Source organism: Tabrizicola piscis (assembly GCF_003940805.1).
Lineage (GTDB): Bacteria > Pseudomonadota > Alphaproteobacteria > Rhodobacterales > Rhodobacteraceae > Tabrizicola > Tabrizicola piscis.
This window is the reverse complement of record NZ_CP034328.1, coordinates 2,147,814-2,165,555: the sequence shown is the minus strand read 5'-3', so window position 1 is coordinate 2,165,555 and position 17,742 is coordinate 2,147,814. Positions and strand designations below refer to the sequence as shown.

Sequence of the window (17,742 nt, the reverse complement as noted above, 5' to 3'; positions counted from 1 at the left end):
CGCATGAGCGATACAGACGGCAAGAAACCTCTTGGCCTCGGGGGCGCCCCCCGTTCCGGACAGGTGAAGCAAAGCTTCAGCCATGGCCGTACCAAGAGCGTTGTGGTCGAAACCAAACGGAAGCGCGTGGTGGTTCCCACCGCCGCACCCAAGCCGGGCACCCCCGGCGCGGGCCAATCGGCCACGCCCACCAACTACGGTGATCCTTCCAAGCGCCCCGCCGGCATCTCGGATGCCGAAATGGACCGCCGCATGGCCGCCCTGCGCGCCGCCAAAGCGCGTGAAGCTGAAGACGCGGTCCGCCGCGCCGAGGAAGACCGCCTGCGCGAAGAAGACCGCGCTCGCCGCCGCGAAGAGATTGAGACGAAAGAGCGGGAAGACCGCGAACGGATCGAAGCGCTCCGCGCCAAGGCTGAAGAGGAAGATCGCGCCGCCAAGGCCGAAGCTGCCGCCCGCGTGGCCGCTGCCGAAGCCCGTCGCGCCGATGTTCTGGGCACCCGGCCACGGTCGAATACGCCTGCACCGGCGGCGACCGAGGCTGCGGCTGCAAAGCCTGCCGCGAACCCGTCCACCCCCGGTGGCGATCCGCGCGGTCCGGCCAGTGCCAAGCCCGGCCTTGCCCCGCGCAAGACCGAACGTGAGCGTGACGCCGAACGCGACCGTGGCGCCAAGCGCACCACCGGCGAAGACGCACGCCGCACCGGCAAGCTGACGCTGAACGACGCGCTGGCAGGTGAGGGCGGACGTACCCGCAGCCTTGCCGCGATGAAGCGCAAGCAGGAAAAGGCCCGCGCCAAGGCGCTGGGTCTGGGCCAGAAGGCCGAAAAGCAGGTGCGCGACGTGCAGCTGCCGGAAACCATCGTGGTCAGCGAACTGGCCAACCGGATGGCCGAACGCGCGGCTGACGTGGTCAAATCGCTCATGAAGATGGGCATGATGGTCACGATGAACCAGCCCATCGACGCCGATACCGCCGAACTGGTGATCGAGGAATTTGGCCACAAGGCTGTCCGCGTGTCGGATGCGGACGTGGAACAGGTCATCGACACGGTCAAGGACTCGGACGAAAACCTGCTGTCGCGCCCGCCGATCGTTACGATCATGGGTCACGTCGACCACGGCAAGACCAGCCTGCTGGACGCAATCCGCAAGGCCAACGTCGTCTCGGGCGAGGCGGGTGGGATCACCCAGCACATCGGCGCTTATCAGGTGAACACCGATGCTGGTGCCAAGATCACCTTCCTTGACACGCCCGGCCACGCTGCCTTTACCTCGATGCGGTCACGCGGGGCCTCGGTGACGGATATCGTCGTGCTGGTCGTCGCGGCTGATGACGCCGTGATGCCCCAGACGGTCGAGGCGATTGCCCACGCGAAAGCGGCCAAGGTGCCGATGATCGTGGCGATCAACAAGATCGACAAGTACGACGCCGATCCGCAAAAGGTCCGCACGGACCTGCTGCAGCACGAAGTCGTCGTGGAAGCGATGTCCGGTGATGTGCAGGACGTCGAGGTGTCTGCCAAGACCGGCAAGGGCCTTGATAACCTGCTGGAGGCGATTGCCCTGCAGGCCGAACTTCTGGAACTTCGCGCCAACCCGAAGCGGGCGGCAAGCGGTGCCGTAATCGAGGCCAAGCTGGATGTGGGCCGTGGCCCCGTCGCGACGGTTCTGGTCCAGAACGGCACACTGCGCAAAGGCGATATCTTTGTTGTCGGCGAACAGTGGGGCAAGGTTCGCGCGCTGATCAACGATCAGGGCGAAACGGTGATGGAGGCTGGTCCGTCGGTTCCGGTGGAAGTGCTGGGCCTGTCCGGCACGCCCTCGGCCGGTGACACGCTGAACGTGGTCGAGACCGAGGCTCAGGCGCGTGAAATCGCCGACTACCGGATCAAGACCGCCAAGGACAAGCGCGCCGCAGCCGGTGCCGCGACCACGCTGGAACAGTTGATGGCCAAGGCCAAGGCCGACCAGTCGGTTGCCGAACTGCCGATCCTGATCAAGGCTGACGTGCAGGGCTCTGCTGAAGCCATCGTTCAAGCGATGGAAAAGATCGGCAACGATGAAGTCCGCGTCCGCGTGCTGCATTCGGGCGTCGGTGCGATCACCGATACGGATGTGGGTCTGGCCGAGGCGTCGAAGGCCCCGATCATCGGCTTCAACGTGCGGGCCAATGCGTCCGCCCGCCAGTCCGCCAACCAGAAGGGGGTCGAGATCCGCTATTACTCGATCATCTACGATCTGGTGGATGACATCAAAGCCGCTGCCTCGGGCCTGCTGAAGGCCGAAGTGCGTGAGACGTTCATTGGTTATGCGACGATCAAGGAAGTCTTCAAGGTCACGGGCGTCGGTCAGGTGGCAGGTTGCCTTGTCACCGAAGGCGTTGCGCGCCGGTCGGCTGGGGTGCGCCTGCTGCGCGACAGCGTCGTGATCCACGAGGGCACGCTGAAGACGCTGAAGCGCTTCAAGGACGAAGTGAAGGAAGTCCAGTCCGGTCAGGAATGCGGCATGGCCTTCGAACGCTACGAAGATATCCGTCCCGGCGACGTGATCGAAATCTTCGAACGGGAAGAGGTCCAGCGCACGCTGGCCTGAGGCGGGAACGCTCGTCGAGCACTTCGTGCACTCCTCGCGGACGGCAAGCGAGGAGTGCACGAAGTGCTCGACGAGCGTCTGTTCTACAGCCAATCGCGCAGGATCGGGATCAGCGGCAGGTCAGCCGGCGGCATCGGATAGTCCCGCAATGCGCTGGGCTTAACCCAGGCCAGCGTCTGCCCTTCGGTCGGTCGCGCGGTTCCCTGCCAGCGGCGGCAGGCAAAAAGCGGCATCAACAGGTGGAAGTCAGGGTAGCTGTGGCTGGCAAATGTCAGCGGCGCAAGGCAGCTGGACCAAGTGTCGATGTCCAGTTCCTCTTTCAACTCACGGATCAGGGCGGCTTCCGGCGTTTCCCCCGGTTCAACCTTGCCGCCGGGAAATTCCCACAGGCCGGCGAGCGACTTGCCCTCGGGCCGCTGGGCCAGAAGCACGCGGCCGTCAGGATCAATCAGCGCGACGGCGGAAACGAGGATGATCTTCATAGGTTGGCCTTGTTGAAACCTCGGGGGGTTTCACACCCCCCGAGCCCCCCGTGGGATATTTTTGCAAGGGAAAACGCAGACGTGGGTCAGGACCGATAGTCTGCGTTGATCTCGACATAGCGGGCAGTGAGGTCGCAGGTCCAGACCGACCGTTTTGCACGGCCAAGGCCAAGGTCAACGTGGATCAGCAGCTCTGGCCGAAGCATGTACTCCGCCCCGTCTTCTTCCTTGTAGTCGGGCGCGCGCCAGCCCTTTTCGGCAACGAGAATGTCACCGAAGCGGATGGAAAGCCGGTCACGCTCCGCCATAGCACCAGATTTGCCGATGGCGGCGACGATGCGGCCCCAGTTCGGGTCCTGCCCAGCAACGGCGGTCTTCACCAATGGTGAGTTCGCGATGGCGAATGCGGCTTTGGCGGCGTCTTCATCCGTGGCGGCACCGGTAACGCGCACTTCCACCAGTTTCGTGGCCCCCTCACCATCGCGGACCACTTGCAACGCCAGATCGCGCATCACGCCGTGCAGCGCGGTCTCAAACGCCTTGGCGACCGGGCCTTTCACTTCAGCCGCGTCAGACTGGCCCGTGGCGGCGACAAGCAGCGTGTCAGACGTGGACGTGTCGCTGTCCACGGTGATGGAGTTGAAGGTGCTGTCCACGTTCCGCGACACCATCCGTTGCAGCGCGGCGGGCGCAATCTTGGCGTCCGTGAAGATATAGACCAGCATCGTCGCCATATCCGGTGCGATCATGCCCGACCCCTTGGCGATGCCGGCGATATGGATCGTGCCGCCATCGCCTTGCACAGTGGCACCGGCACCTTTGGGGAAGGTGTCGGTGGTCATCATCGCATGGGCGGCCATCTCGATGGCGTCTTCCCGCAGGTCCGCCACAAGATCAGGGACTTTCGCAGTGATCCGGTCATGGGGAAGCGGCTCACCGATCACCCCGGTGGATGAGGAAAACACCCGCGACGGCGGCATGGCCAAGCCATCGGCCACTGCGCTGGTGATGGCGGCCACCGCCTCATCGCCAAGCTTGCCGGTGAAAGCGTTGGAGTTGCCAGAGTTCACGATGATCGCGGCCCCCGCCGTTCCGGCCTTGAGCGCCAACTTCGCCTGGCAATCCCGCACGCAGGCCGACCGGGTGGTGGAGCGGGTAAAGACCCCCGCCATCGCCGTGCCGGGGGCAAGGCGGACCAGCATCACGTCCTTGCGGTTCTGGTAGCGGACCGCGGCCTCGACCGCGGCGAATTCCACGCCACGGATCGCCGGAAGCGCGGGAAAGCTGGCGGGCGCAAGCGGTGACACCGGCTTCATCGCCTTCTTGGCAGCGGCGATGACATCGCCGACCGCATCCCCCACCGCTTCGGCGACGGGGCCTGCTGCCGCTGTCAGTCCGTCTTTCAGCTTGCGGACCTTCTTCTTCAGCGCCTTGGCTTCTGCCTTCCAATCGGTCTTGCCCATGTCAGCCCCCTGTTCCTTGTCAGCCCACGGTATCCAAGCGCGTCAGTCGATCAAGGTAGAGTTCTTCAGGATCGCCGGATCAAGACCTTCGCCTTCGCGGGTGATCGTGGCTGCGTCGGTCAGTTCCTTGACCCGCGCTTCGATTGCCGCGTTCTCGATTTCGGCGGCCAGTTCGTCGCGAATCTGGTCCAGTGTCGGGTTCTCGGCGACGCGAGTTTCCTTCACAAGGATCAGGTGGTGGCCGAAATCGCTCTGGATTGGGCCCGCCACTTCGCCGACCTTGGCGGCAAGCACGCCGTCTTCGAAGGGCTTCACCATCACGCCAAGCCCGAACCAGCCCAGATCACCGCCATTCGCGCCTGACCCGGTATCGATGGAATTGGCCTTGGCGAGCTCCGCGAAATCCGCCCCAGCGGCAAGCTCGGCCTTCAGCGCCTCGGCCGCCTCGGCGGTTTCCACCAGGATATGTGCCGCATTGTATTCGGTCTGCGGGGCAGCATCCTTGAACCGCGCCTCGTATGCCGCTTGCAGCGCCTCGTCCGTGACGGCGTTCAGCACGACGGATTCGATCGCCACGCCCGAGATGTAGCCGCGCGTATCGTTTTCCAGCGTGGCCGCATGGCGCGGCGACAGATCGGTGACCGACTGGCGCAGAACTTCCTGCTGGATCAACTGCTCCATGATGCCGTTGTACAAAACGTCATCGGGCAGGGACTGGTACTGCTCGGGCAGGGTTTCGCGCAGGGCGACCATCTGCCCCAGCGTGATGTTCACCCCGTTCACGGTCGAAACAATCGTATCAGCCGTTTCACCTTCGGCCCAGACCGGGTTCGCAAGAGCGGTCATCAGCGCCAGCCCGGCACAAAGCCCTGCATATTTCATCATTTCACTGTCTCCTGATCGGGCTGCAAAGGCGTGCCACGTTGACTATACCCGGGCGACCCCTTACATCGCGACAGTCGCGTGAGGCGGGGCCGTCCGGCTCTCTTCTAGGTTCTTCTATGGAAGGCGTTGAGGGCGGGCAAGTCCGAGAGCCACACGTTGCTGTCAGGAACGTCGCCCCACGGAGAAAACATGCTGGGAATTGGTGCACTATCGCGGAAGGTGTTCGGCACCCCGAACGACCGCAAGGTGAAGTCCGTCCGTCCGCTGGTGGCGCAGATCAACGCGCTGGAGCCCGAGTTTCAGAAACTGACGGATGACGAGATCATCGCCCGAACCCGCGACCTGCAAAAGCGGGTGCAGGACGGCGGCGAAAGCCTTGAGGCCGTGCTGCCCGAAGCCTTCGCCAACTGCCGTGAGGCCGCGCGTCGGGCGCTTGGCCTGCGGGCGTTCGATGTGCAGCTGAAGGGCGGGATCTTCCTGCATCAGGGCAACATCAGCGAAATGAAGACGGGTGAGGGCAAGACCCTTGTCGCCACCTTCGCCGCCTACCTGAACGCGCTGACCGGTCGCGGTGTGCATGTCGTGACAGTGAACGACTATCTGGCCAAGCGCGACTCGGAATGGATGGGCAAGGTCTATGGCCAACTTGGGCTGACCACCGGTGTCGTCTATTCGCACCAGCCGGACGACGAAAAGCGCGCCGCCTATCGTGCCGACATCACCTACGCCACGAACAACGAACTCGGCTTCGACTACCTGCGCGACAACATGGCTTCGTCCATCGAAGACATGGCGCAGCGCGGCCACTACTACGCCATTGTCGATGAGGTCGATTCGATCCTGATCGACGAAGCGCGTACGCCGCTTATCATCTCAGGCCCAAGCCAGGACCGCAGCCCGCTGTATCAGGCGGTCGATGCCGTCATGCCGCAACTGCTGCCCGATCACTACAAGCTGGATGAAAAAGCCCGCAACGTGACCTTCACCGAAGAAGGCAACGAGGCGATCGAAGACATCCTGAGCAAGGCCGGCATCCTGCCCGAAGGTCAAAGCCTTTACGCCGCTGAAAGCACCACCATCGTCCACCACGTCAATCAGGCCTTGCGGGCCCACAAGCTGTTCCACAAGGACCAGCAATACATCGTCCGCGATGGCGAGGTGCTGCTGATCGACGAATTCACTGGCCGCATGATGAAGGGCCGTCGCCTGTCCGATGGCCTGCATCAGGCGATTGAGGCGAAAGAGGGCGTCTCGATCAAGCCCGAGAACGTGACCTACGCCAGCGTCACCTTCCAGAACTACTTCCGGCTTTACGAAAAGCTGGGCGGCATGACCGGCACCGCTTCGACCGAGGCCGAGGAATTCCGTGAAATCTACGGTCTGGGCGTTGTCGAGGTTCCGACGAACCGCCCCGTCGCCCGCGTGGACGAGCATGACCAAGTTTATCGCACCGCGCGCGAGAAATATGACGGCATCCTGAAATCCATCCAGGAGGCCCATGCCAAGGGCCAGCCGATCCTTGTCGGCACCACGTCGATTGAAAAGTCCGAACAGCTTTCCGCCCTGCTGAAAGGCGCGGGCATCGCGCACTCTGTGCTGAACGCCCGCCAGCATGAGCAGGAAGCCAAGATCGTCGCCGATGCCGGCAAGCTGGGCTCCGTGACCATCGCCACCAACATGGCCGGGCGTGGGACCGACATCAAACTTGGCGGCAACGTCGAGTTCAAGGTGCTGGAGGCCATCGCCGCCGATCCCGATGGCGATCACGTCGCCATCCGCGCCCGCATCGAAGCCGAACACAAGGATGAGGAAGAGGCGGTCAAGGCCGCCGGGGGGCTGTTCGTCCTTGCCACGGAACGCCACGAATCCCGCCGCATCGACAACCAGCTTCGCGGCCGGTCGGGCCGTCAGGGTGACCCGGGACGGTCGGCCTTCTTCCTGAGCCTTGAAGATGACCTGATGCGCATCTTCGGGTCCGAACGGCTGGACAAGATCCTGACCACGCTGGGCATGGTGGAAGGCGAAGCCATCGTTCACCCTTGGGTCAACAAGAGCCTTGAAAAAGCGCAAGCCAAGGTCGAAGGCCGCAACTTCGACATCCGCAAACAGTTGCTCAAGTTCGACGATGTGATGAACGACCAGCGCAAGGCGATCTTCAGCCAGCGCATGGAAATCATGCAGGCTGAACATGTGTCGGACATCGCCACCGACATGCGGCATCAGTTGGTTGAAGATCTGGTCAACGTGAACATGCCGCCGAAAACCTATCCCGACCAGTGGGATGTCGAAGGCCTGACAGCCGCCTGCCGCGAGATGTTGACCATGGACCTTCCCATCGCCGACTGGGCGGCAGAGGAAGGCGTGGATCAGGCTGGCGTGCTGGAACGGATCATCCAGGCCTCTGACAAGATGATGGAAGAAAAGGCCGAGGCGTTCGGTTCCTCCACGATGGACAACATCGAAAAGCAGGTTCTCTTGCAGGCCATCGATGGCAAGTGGCGTGAACACCTCTTGCGGCTGGAACATCTGCGGTCGGTCGTCAGCTTCCGGGGTTATGCCCAGCGCGACCCGCTGAACGAATACAAGACCGAGGCGTTCCAGCTGTTCGAGACCCTGCTGAATTCGCTGCGGGAACAGGTGACCCAGCAGCTTTCGCGCATCCGTCCGGTCACCAAGGAAGAACAGGAAGCGATGGTGCGGCAGATGATTGCCGCCCAGCAACCTGCGGCAGCAGCCCCAGCCCCAGCCGAGGCGCCAGCCCCGGCTGCAGCCGGCCCGGCGACGGCTCCGGAGCGTGCACCGGCTCTTGCCGGGTTTGACGAGGCTGATCCCTCGACCTGGGGCAATCCGGGCCGAAACGACCCGTGCCCCTGCGGTTCGGGTGAGAAGTTCAAGCACTGCCACGGCCGGTTGGTCTGACCGGACCATGACTTGCAGATGGCCTCGCCTTCCGGGCTTGGCCATCTTTGTCAAATTTGTGGCAAAAGTGGGATCTATTCCCTGAAACTGCCACCGCTTCGCCCGGATTCACCGCTAACACATTGAATGTGATTCTATTTTCGGGTGGCGGGAATGAACGGCCGAAAGCGGGCGTTGCGGGTTATTGCAGTTCTATCGGTCGCTTTGGCGGCCGGTCAGGTGGCCGAGACTCTGCGCCTTCCTGCCCAGACACCCACCCCTCTGGCCGCACAGGTTGCCAACGCCTCTGCGGCTGCTGGCCTTCCTGACGTCCGCGGCATCACATCCGTTGCGGCCACTACCGATAGCCCCGATTCCGCCCGCTGCACCCCATCGCTTGATCTGGCCGCGACCACATCGGCGATGATTGACCTTGCCCTCAGGGCCCCCTGCAACAAGGGCGAACGTGTCGTCATCCGGCATGCCGGTCTGTCCTTCGCCGCGCAGATCAGCCCCGACGGCGCCCTGCGGCTGCAAGTCCCCGCGCTTGAGCCTGAGGCCCTGGTTGCAGCCTACTTCGACGGCTCGCAGATCGCGCTGGCCAAGATTTCCGTGCCCGATGCCACCGACCATATCCGCTTTGCCGTGCAAATGGCCTATCCCGCCCAGTTCGACCTGCGTGCAGAAGAGGGTGGGCAGGTCTATGTCGGCAGCTATGGCCGAACCGTAGACAACCCGGCGCGCCGAATCCTGCCCTTGGGCAATAGCACGGTCGCTCAGCCGCTTATGGCGCAGGTCTACAGCTTTCCCGCGGATGACATGACCGCCAATCTGACGGTGGAACTGAAGATCACCCCCGATACCTGCGGCCGGACCTTGCCGGTGGAAACCCTTCTGGCCCGCGGTGGCAAGGTCACTTTGACCAAGCTGGCGGTCGCAGTGCCGCTTTGTGGCACCTCGGGTGATATTCTGCTGTTGAAGAATCTTCTCAGCGACCTGACACTCGCCGCTCCAAGGTAAGGGCCGAACAGGCAGGGAATGGGCGTGAAGGCGGGGGCCGCGGCGATCTTTGCCGCCATCATGTGTTTTGGTCCGGCCGTCGCGCAGGACGTGACCCTTGTCGCGCGTGAGGGCGGCATTGTCCTGACCGGGTCCCTGCAGGGCTATGACGGGGAATTCTACCGGATCAATACCTCCTATGGCTTGCTGACCGTCGACGGTCAGGGCGTGATCTGTGAAGGTCCAGCCTGCCCGGACCTTGCCGCGCCAAAGGCCGTGATTCGCCTGGTTGGCGCCGCTGACCCCGGTCTTGCCCTGCTTCCTGCGCTGTTTCAGGCCTTTGCCGACCGTCGCGGGCTGATCTATCGCCCCGGAACCGGCGACGGGTTCACCGCTGCGATCCTTGACCCCGAAAGCGGAAAGGACTTGGCCGAGATCAGCTTTCAACCCCTGCCCCCGGATGTTGCCACTGCCGCTTTGGTGGACGGCGACGCCGATCTGAAACTTGGCTATGCGCCAGAGCAAGGCCTGGGAACCCACAGCGTCGCGATGGATGCGCTGGTGGCCATCGTGGCACCGGACAACCCGACACCCGAGATTTCGACCCTGAACCTCGCCAAGGTGCTGGCGGGCGAGGTGACCAACTGGGGAGCCATCGGTGGCCCGGACATGCCGATCGTGCTGCACGCCCTGCAACCCGAGACAGCCATGCAGCGCGCGTTGTCAGACAGGCTGGGCATCCCGGTTGCGGCTGAAATCCTGCATCCCGACCAGGAAACCCTTGCCGCGGCCGTGGCGTTGGACCCCTGGGCCATTGCCGTCACCGGGCGGTCTTTTGTGGCACCAGCCCGCCGCATTCCGCTGACCGACAGTTGCGGCTTCCCCTTGCTGCCAACCCCGCTTGCCGTCAAGGCCGAGGATTACCCCCTTGCCCTGCCCGTCCTGCTGCTGGCCCCGCAGCGCCGCCTGCCCTTGATGACGCGGGAATTTCTGGATTTCCTGCGCACCCCCGCCGCGCAAGCGGTGATTGCCGCCAATGGCTATGTCGACCGTTCAGCCACCCGCCAGCCGATGACAGCCGACGGCCTCCGCCTGATCAACGCCATACAGGGCGCGGGTGACGACATCACGCTCGCCGACCTCAAGCGGCTGGTGAACCTGATGGACGGGGCGGACCGGCTGTCCTTGACCTTTCGGTTCGAGGATGGATCGTCAACCCTCGATGCTCAGTCGCGTGACAACCTTGCCGATCTGGCGCAGCTGATCGCCTCGGGCCAGTTCCGCAATGAACGGATGGTGCTGACCGGCTTTTCGGACGGGTCCGGCACGGCGGCCGCCAATCTGGCGCTGTCCATCGAACGTGCGGCACGGGTGGCACAGGAACTGGCCGCAGTCGCCCCAGACCTTGCCCCCGAAATCCTGCCCGCCATCGACGGCTTTGGTGAGGCGCTGCCCATGGCCTGCGATGAAACTGCCATCGGGCGTGACCTGAACCGGCGGGTTGAACTGTGGCTCGTGCCAGATTTCGGGGGCCCGGCCCCCGAGGTTGACCCGCTCTAAAGATAGCCCTGCGCCCGAAAGCTAAGCTCCCGCGATTTGCCGATGATCAGGTGGTCATGCAGGGTCAACCCAAGCGCCGCGCAGGCATCTTGCACCTGACGGGTCATCGACAGATCGGCCTCAGACGGCGTGGGGTCGCCCGAGGGGTGGTTGTGAACCAGGATCAGCGCGCTGGCGTTCAGCTCCAGCGCGCGCTTCACCACCTCACGCGGGTAGACGGGCACATGGTCGACAGTGCCCTTGCCCTGTTCTTCATCCGCGATCAGCACATTCTTGCGGTCAAGAAAGAGCACCCGGAACTGTTCGGTTTCGCGGTGGGCCATCGTCGTGTGGCAATAGTCCAGAAGCGCATCCCAACTGGACAACAGCGGCTTCTGGATCACCCGCGCCCGCATCATCCGCTGGGCCGCCGCTTCGACCAGCTTCAGCTCCAGCACCACGGTCGGGCCCGCACCCTTGACCATCTGCAGCCGTGCGGGCGTGGCGGTAATGACCCGGTTGAAGTCACCGAACGTGTCCAGCAGCCGCCGCGCCAAGGGCTTCACGTCCTGCCGGGGAATGGCGCGGAACAAGACAAGCTCCAACAGTTCATAGTCCGGCATGGCGGCGGCCCCGCCTTCGGTAAACCGTGCCCGCAGCCGCGTGCGATGGTCGACGATGTAGCTGGGCAGGCGGGAGGGGACCGGCATAGCAGCAGCCTCATCCCCATCCGCGACGGGGGAGAGGTCTGAGAACAGGGAATCGCTGAAGCCCGAAACTGGTGTCATGGCCAGATTCTGCCGTCAAAACGATGAATGATTGGTAAACGCCACCCGATTGCTTGCAGATGCAGGGGCGGCGTCCTAAAGCGATGCTCTGCCAACCGTGAGGATCCGATGTCGACAGCGTTGCACTACTTCCGCTGGGCCTTCCTTGTTACCGGGATCGGCCTGTTTCTGTCGGTCTGGCTGGGCTTCGCCTATACCGGCACGCTGACCGGGGCCCTTGGGTTCCTGTTCATTGGCGCAGTGCTGTCCGTCCTGGAAATCAGCCTGTCTTTCGACAACGCCATCGTGAACGCCAACAAGCTGCAGGAGATGACGCCGCTGTGGCAGCGCCGGTTCCTGACCTGGGGCATCCTGATCGCGGTCTTTGGCATGCGGATCGTCTTTCCGATCCTGATCGTGGTCTTCGCCGCAAAGATCGGCCCGATCGAGGCGCTGCGCCTTGCCGCCTCGGAACCCGCGGAATACTCGCGCATCGTGGGCGACGCGCATCTTTCCATCGCGGCCTTCGGCGGGGCCTTCCTGATGATGGTGGCGCTGAAATACTTCTTCGACGAAGGCAAGGACGTCCACTGGATCGCCTCGGTCGAAGGCGCCATGTCGCGGTTCTCCTCGGTGCAGGGGCTGGAGCTTGCCATCGTCCTCACGATCATCCTGATCTTCGCCACGATCATGCCCGAGGTTGAGCTTTCCACCTTCCTGTACTCGGCCGTGTCGGGACTGGTGACCTTCCTGGTCGTCGATGTCATCGGCCATATCCTTGACCACGCCGACAAGGCCGCAGACCTTGCGGTCAAGGGCGGGATCGGCGCGTTCCTGTACCTTGAGGTTCTGGATGCGTCCTTCAGCTTTGACGGTGTCATCGGCGCCTTCGCCCTGACGCAGAACCTGTTCCTGATTGCCATCGGCCTTGGCGTCGGCGCGATGTATGTCCGGTCGATGACCATCATGCTGGTCGAACGCCAGACCCTGTCAGAGTTCCGCTATCTGGAACACGGGGCCTTCTGGTCGATCTTCGTCCTGGCCTGCGTGATGTTTGGCCAGACCTTGGCCCATATCCCCGAGGTGATTACCGGTCTGCTGGGTGCCGGGTTCATCGCCGTGGCACTTTGGTCGTCGATCCGCTGGCGCCGGCTTCACGCGCATGATGCCGAAGTGCCGGTTCCCGATCAGGTCCCCTGAACGGCAAAGCCCGGATCCTGACCCGAAAGGGCAAGGATCCGGGGGGCCTTAGCCCTTCATGCCGTCCCAGAACCCCTTCACCTTCGAGAAGAAGGAGCTGGATTCAGGGTTGTTCTCTTCCGACAGATCCTCGAACTCGCGCAGCAATTCGCGCTGGCGGCTGGTCAGGTTGACCGGGGTTTCCACCGCAAGCTCGATCACCATGTCGCCGGTGTTGCCGCTGCGCAGGGCGGGCATGCCCTTCATCCGCAGGCGCATCTGCTTGCCGGTCTGGGCACCGGCAGGCACCTTGACCCGGGCCTTGCCGCCGTCGATCGTTGGCACCTCAACCTCACCACCCAAGGCTGCCGTGGGCATGGATACCGGAACGCGGCAGAACAGATGCACGCCGTCGCGCTGGAAGATCGCGTGTTCCTTCACCTCGATGAAGATGTAAAGGTCACCCTGCGGCCCGCCACGCAGACCGGCCTCACCTTCGCCCGCCAGACGGATGCGGGTGCCAGTCTCCACGCCTTGCGGGATGTTGACCGACAGCGTGCGTTCCTTCTGGACCCGGCCATGGCCACCGCAATTCTTGCAGGGGTTCTTGATGATCTGGCCCATGCCGTTACAGGTCGGGCAAGTGCGCTCCACCGTGAAAAAGCCCTGCTGCGCCCGGACCTTGCCCATGCCGGAACAGGTCGGGCAGGTGACGGGTTCTGCCCCACCTTCGGCGCCGGACCCGTGGCACACGTCGCAGGTGACGGATGTCGGAACGCTGATGGTCTTTTGGATGCCGCTATAGGCCTCCTCCAGCGTCACGCGCAGGTTATAGCGCAGGTCCGACCCGCGCTGCGCCCGGCTGCGAGCGCCGCCACCACCGCCGCCACGACCGCCCATGAAATCGCCGAACAGGTCTTCGAACACGTCCGAAAAGGCGCTGGCAAAGTCGCCTTGCTGGCCATAGCCCTGCCCCGGGCGCGGCCCGCCGCCCATGCCGCCTTCAAACGCCTGATGGCCAAAGCGGTCATAGGCCGCTTTCTTCTGTTCATCCTTCAGAACCTCATAGGCCTCGTTCACTTCCTTGAACTGGGCCTCGGCCTGCGGATTGTCTGAATTGCGGTCAGGATGCAGCTCTTTCGCCTTCTGGCGATAGGCCTTCTTCAGCTCATCCGCCGAAGCGCCTTTGCTGGCCCCAAGGACTTCGTAGTAATCGCGCTTTGCCACGGCAAAACCCCCAAACCGAACCGGAAGGGGGGCGGTCCGTTGCCAGACCGCCCCCTTTTCTGGTTCACGCGGCGTTACTTCCGCTTGCTGTTGCCAAGATCCTCGAAGTCGGCGTCGACGATGTCATCGTCATCCACCGGGCGCGGCTCATCATCACCGCTGCCACCTTCGGACTGGTTGGCCTTGTAGATCGCCTCGCCCAGCTTCATCGCGGCTTCGGTCAGGTTCTGGATGCCCGAGCGGATCTTGCCCGCATCCTCGCCTTTCAGCGCTTCTTCAAGCGGCTGCATGGCAAGTTCGATCGCCTCGACGGTCGAGGGGTCTACCTTGTCACCGTGGTCGGCCAAGGACTTCTTGGTCGAATGCAGCAGGCTTTCGCCCTGGTTCTTGGTTTCAACCAGCTCACGCCGTTCCTTGTCAGCCTCGGCATTCGCCTCGGCGTCGCGGACCATCTTCTCGATCTCTTCATCGGACAGACCGCCCGAAGCCTGGATCGTGATCGCCTGCTCTTTGTTCGTGCCCTTGTCCTTGGCTTTCACCGACACGATGCCGTTGGCGTCGATGTCGAAGGTCACCTCGATCTGCGGCACGCCACGCGGGGCGGGCGGGATCTGTTCCAGATTGAACTGGCCCAGCATCTTGTTGTCGGCAGCCATCTCACGCTCGCCCTGGAACACGCGGATCGTCACCGCGTTCTGGTTGTCCTCGGCGGTCGAGAAGACTTGGGACTTCTTGGTCGGGATCGTCGTGTTGCGGTCGATCAGGCGGGTGAAGACGCCACCGAGGGTTTCGATCCCCAGCGACAGCGGGGTCACGTCCAGCAGAACCACGTCCTTGACGTCGCCCTGCAGCACGCCGGCCTGGATGGCGGCACCAAGCGCCACGACTTCGTCAGGGTTCACGCCCTTGTGGGGTTCCTTGCCGAAGTACTTGGTCACTTCCTCGATCACGCGCGGCATGCGGGTCATACCGCCGACCAGAACGACCTCGTCAATGTCCTCCTTGGACACGCCGGCATCCTTCAGCGCCGCCATGCAAGGCTTGATCGACTTCTTGATCAGGTCCTCAACCAGGTTCTCCAGCTTGGCGCGGGTCAGCTTCATCACAAGGTGAAGCGGCTGGCCGGTATTGCGGTCCATGCTGATGAAGGGCTGGTTGATTTCGGTCTGGCTGGAGGACGACAGCTCGATCTTCGCCTTTTCCGCCGCTTCCTTCAGGCGCTGCAGCGCCATCTTGTCGTTCGACAGATCGACGCCGTGCTCTTTCTTGAACTCGTCGGCAAGGTAGTTGACGATCCGCATGTCGAAGTCTTCACCGCCAAGGAACGTATCCCCGTTGGTGGATTTCACTTCAAACAACCCGTCGTCGATTTCCAGGATGGTGATGTCAAACGTGCCGCCGCCAAGGTCATAGACCGCGATCGTCTTGGTCTCTTTCTTGTCGAGGCCGTAGGCGAGTGCCGCCGCCGTCGGTTCGTTGATGATGCGCAGCACCTCAAGACCCGCGATTTTCCCTGCGTCCTTGGTGGCCTGACGCTGGGCGTCGTTGAAATAGGCGGGCACCGTGATGACAGCCTGCGTGACCGTCTCACCCAGATAGCTTTCCGCCGTTTCCTTCATCTTCTGCAGGATGAAGGCCGACACCTGGCTTGGCGAATACTTCTCGCCCCGGGCTTCGACCCAGGCGTCGCCGTTGCCGCCGTTGACGATCTTGTACGGCATGTTCTTCTGGTCTTTGAGGATCACGGGATCATCAAACCGGCGCCCGATCAAGCGCTTGACCGCGAAGATGGTGTTCGAGGCGTTGGTGACGGCCTGCCGTTTGGCAGCCTGCCCGACCAGACGCTCCGAGTCGGTGAAACCGACGATGGAAGGCGTCGTGCGCGCGCCTTCCGAATTCTCGATGACGCGGGGTTGCGAACCATCCATGATGGCAACGCAAGAGTTCGTCGTCCCGAGGTCAATACCGATGACTTTGGCCATGTGTGTATCCCTTTACTTCAGGCGATGTTCCGGCAAGGACCCTTCCAATTCGGCATCCCCGCCATGGATGAGGCGACAGATCTGGCGGCCTGTCGTCGTGCCTGCCGTATATAGGGGGGTGCCAAAGCCCCTGCAACGGTTGGCACGCAGAGTCTTCTGCGAATCTTTCAGGATTTTTTCGAACCACCCCGGCGGGTCAGGGCGCGCCAAGCACACAGCAGCCGGAAAGACGCTGCCGGTCGCCCTGTGTCAGGAAGACGTCGATCGCGATGCCGAAGCTGCGGTCGGACATTCCGTCACTGCATTCGGCCGGTCGCAACACTGCCATCCCCTCGTCCATCGCAAGGGCTGCGGTAGGGGCCCAGGGTGCGCCCGGCCAGGTCTGGCCGATGGTGCCCTGCCGCGCCTCGTCCGGTTCCGGAGTGGAATAGTCGGTGACACCGGCAGTGGGATCAATCGCAAGCGACCAGAAGGGTTCCGTCCCGAAACAGGCCAGCGGCTGTTCCAAGGCATACCAGTCCGGCCCCTCCTCACGCGCAAGAAACTGCAGCGACGCGTAGCCCGATCCTTCACCCGTATTCACCAGCGCCCAGCCTTCGGTGACGCCAATCACCTCGACCCCCATCGCATTGGGCGCCAGCGTGCCGATGATGTCAGCCCCCGCATCAGGGGCCGTGCGGATGTTCAGAACGTCATCCTCAGCCACCCCGACAACGGCGTGGAAGGCGGGGTAAACCTCAGCGCCAACCGCACTGGCAGTCAGCCCAAGCAGCAGCACTGCCAGACGGATCATCGGCCCTTCCCCCAACTTGCAGACGCGTATTGCCGGGTGAAGAACTCCGCCATCAGGCCCAGCATCACACAGACCAGCGTGACGTAGATCGGATACTCGACCGACGTATAGCGCGGCTGATAGTTCAGGAACATGAACCCGCGGCCCTGATCGATGGTATGAAACAGCGGATTCCAGTCGAACATCGCCCGCATTTCCGGCTTGGCATTGTTGGCCACGATCATCTTGCCCGAGGCGATCATGTTGACCCGCATGATGATGGTGGTCAGGATTCCCATCAGCTCTGGCTGCCAGGGCTTGGCGGAAAGCAGCACCATGCCGATGCCCACGCCAGTCAGCCACGACAACAGGAACATCCCCAGCACGCCCACCGGTTCATCGATGCTGATCGGTGTGAACAGCGTGTGATAGCTGAACAGGATGACAGTCGCGGCCAATACCTGCTGATACAGCGATGCCAGCGCCGCCCCCGCGATCGAGATGATCGGGTTCATCGGTGAATGCATCATCATGCTGGACGTCGGCCCATCCGCGCCGGATACCGCGCCAATCGCCTTCACATGCGTCATGAACATGAAGACGCCTGACATGACGTAAAGCATGAAATCGCCGCGCACCGCGATCTTGCGCAGACCAAGGAACGAAAACAGGACATACATGATCACGACCATCAGCAGCGACTGCACGATGGACATCACAAGCCCCAGCACCGCATTCCCGTTCGACTTGCGCAGGTTGCGCACAGCCACGTGGAACATCAGCTCCAGCGTCTGGAACGCTTTGCCAATCGTGGATTGCTTGCGCCGTTGATAGCGGAACATCTGCGTGACCTCGTCAGGTTCGGCACCCTGCGCAGGGAAAACTTGCCGTTCCGTTACCGGCGCAGGATAAGGGCGCGCGACCACATGTTCAATTGCCTTGCGATACACAGGAGAA

General features: G+C 62.9%; 13 protein-coding genes. 5 read left to right on the top strand and 8 right to left on the bottom strand.

From position 1 onward, the window contains the following. The first annotated feature begins 3 nt into the window (after positions 1-3). On the top strand, positions 4-2,592 hold the full coding sequence (infB, locus tag EI545_RS10560; RefSeq protein WP_125325440.1) for a translation initiation factor IF-2: 2,589 nt from the start codon (positions 4-6) through the stop codon (positions 2,590-2,592). A gap of 83 nt (positions 2,593-2,675) precedes the next feature. On the opposite strand, the gene EI545_RS10555 is transcribed toward infB, so the two are convergent. The 3 genes from EI545_RS10555 to EI545_RS10545 form a co-directional block, all read right to left on the bottom strand. Next, positions 2,676-3,074 carry a (deoxy)nucleoside triphosphate pyrophosphohydrolase gene (locus EI545_RS10555; RefSeq protein WP_125325439.1) on the bottom strand — a complete coding sequence of 133 codons (399 nt, stop codon included), beginning with the start codon at positions 3,072-3,074 and terminating at the stop codon, positions 2,676-2,678. Positions 3,075-3,160: 86 nt separating this feature from the next. Continuing rightward, a complete protein-coding gene (argJ, locus tag EI545_RS10550; protein WP_425471647.1) occupies positions 3,161-4,390 on the bottom strand; it encodes a bifunctional glutamate N-acetyltransferase/amino-acid acetyltransferase ArgJ in 1,230 nt (409 codons plus the stop codon). Positions 4,391-4,579: 189 nt separating this feature from the next. After that, the gene (locus EI545_RS10545) at positions 4,580-5,422 is read right to left on the bottom strand and encodes a peptidylprolyl isomerase (RefSeq protein ID WP_125325437.1); all 843 of its coding nucleotides are present in this window, start codon (positions 5,420-5,422) and stop codon (positions 4,580-4,582) included. A 189-nt stretch (positions 5,423-5,611) separates the two neighbouring features. Between EI545_RS10545 and secA the strand changes: the two genes are divergently transcribed. From secA to EI545_RS10530, 3 genes are all read left to right on the top strand, one after another. Beyond that, the gene (secA, locus tag EI545_RS10540) at positions 5,612-8,341 is read left to right on the top strand and encodes a preprotein translocase subunit SecA (protein WP_125325436.1); all 2,730 of its coding nucleotides are present in this window, start codon (positions 5,612-5,614) and stop codon (positions 8,339-8,341) included. A gap of 153 nt (positions 8,342-8,494) precedes the next feature. Beyond that, a complete protein-coding gene (locus EI545_RS10535; protein ID WP_125325435.1) occupies positions 8,495-9,340 on the top strand; it encodes a hypothetical protein in 846 nt (281 codons plus the stop codon). An 18-nt stretch (positions 9,341-9,358) separates the two neighbouring features. Further along, a complete protein-coding gene (locus tag EI545_RS10530) occupies positions 9,359-10,879 on the top strand; it encodes a phosphate ABC transporter substrate-binding/OmpA family protein (RefSeq protein ID WP_125325434.1) in 1,521 nt (506 codons plus the stop codon). Here EI545_RS10530 and radC read toward each other — a convergent pair. Then, the gene (radC, locus tag EI545_RS10525; RefSeq protein ID WP_174258175.1) at positions 10,876-11,646 is read right to left on the bottom strand and encodes a RadC family protein; all 771 of its coding nucleotides are present in this window, start codon (positions 11,644-11,646) and stop codon (positions 10,876-10,878) included. The two genes, EI545_RS10530 and radC, sit on opposite strands and share 4 nt — an antisense overlap. A gap of 108 nt (positions 11,647-11,754) precedes the next feature. Here radC and EI545_RS10520 point away from each other — a divergent pair, with 108 nt between their 5' ends. Beyond that, positions 11,755-12,825: a DUF475 domain-containing protein gene (locus EI545_RS10520; RefSeq protein ID WP_125325433.1), complete on the top strand. Its 1,071-nt coding sequence runs from the start codon at positions 11,755-11,757 to the stop codon at positions 12,823-12,825. A 48-nt stretch (positions 12,826-12,873) separates the two neighbouring features. Here EI545_RS10520 and dnaJ read toward each other — a convergent pair whose 3' ends face one another. The 4 genes from dnaJ to EI545_RS10500 all read right to left on the bottom strand — a co-directional run bounded on the left by dnaJ (position 12,874) and on the right by EI545_RS10500 (position 17,627). Then, positions 12,874-14,031, bottom strand: coding sequence for a molecular chaperone DnaJ (gene dnaJ, locus EI545_RS10515; protein WP_125325432.1), 1,158 nt, complete (start codon positions 14,029-14,031; stop codon positions 12,874-12,876). 74 nt (positions 14,032-14,105) lie between these two features. After that, complete coding sequence (gene dnaK / locus EI545_RS10510) at positions 14,106-16,013, bottom strand: molecular chaperone DnaK (RefSeq protein ID WP_125325431.1); 1,908 nt, start codon at positions 16,011-16,013, stop codon at positions 14,106-14,108. 196 nt (positions 16,014-16,209) lie between these two features. Further along, positions 16,210-16,806, bottom strand: a complete 597-nt coding sequence (locus EI545_RS10505; protein WP_125325430.1) for a COG3650 family protein — start codon at positions 16,804-16,806, stop codon at positions 16,210-16,212. After that, on the bottom strand, positions 16,803-17,627 hold the full coding sequence (locus EI545_RS10500; protein ID WP_125325429.1) for an ABC transporter permease: 825 nt from the start codon (positions 17,625-17,627) through the stop codon (positions 16,803-16,805). Before EI545_RS10500 ends, EI545_RS10505 begins: the two co-directional genes overlap by 4 nt. Positions 17,628-17,742: the final 115 nt, after the last annotated feature.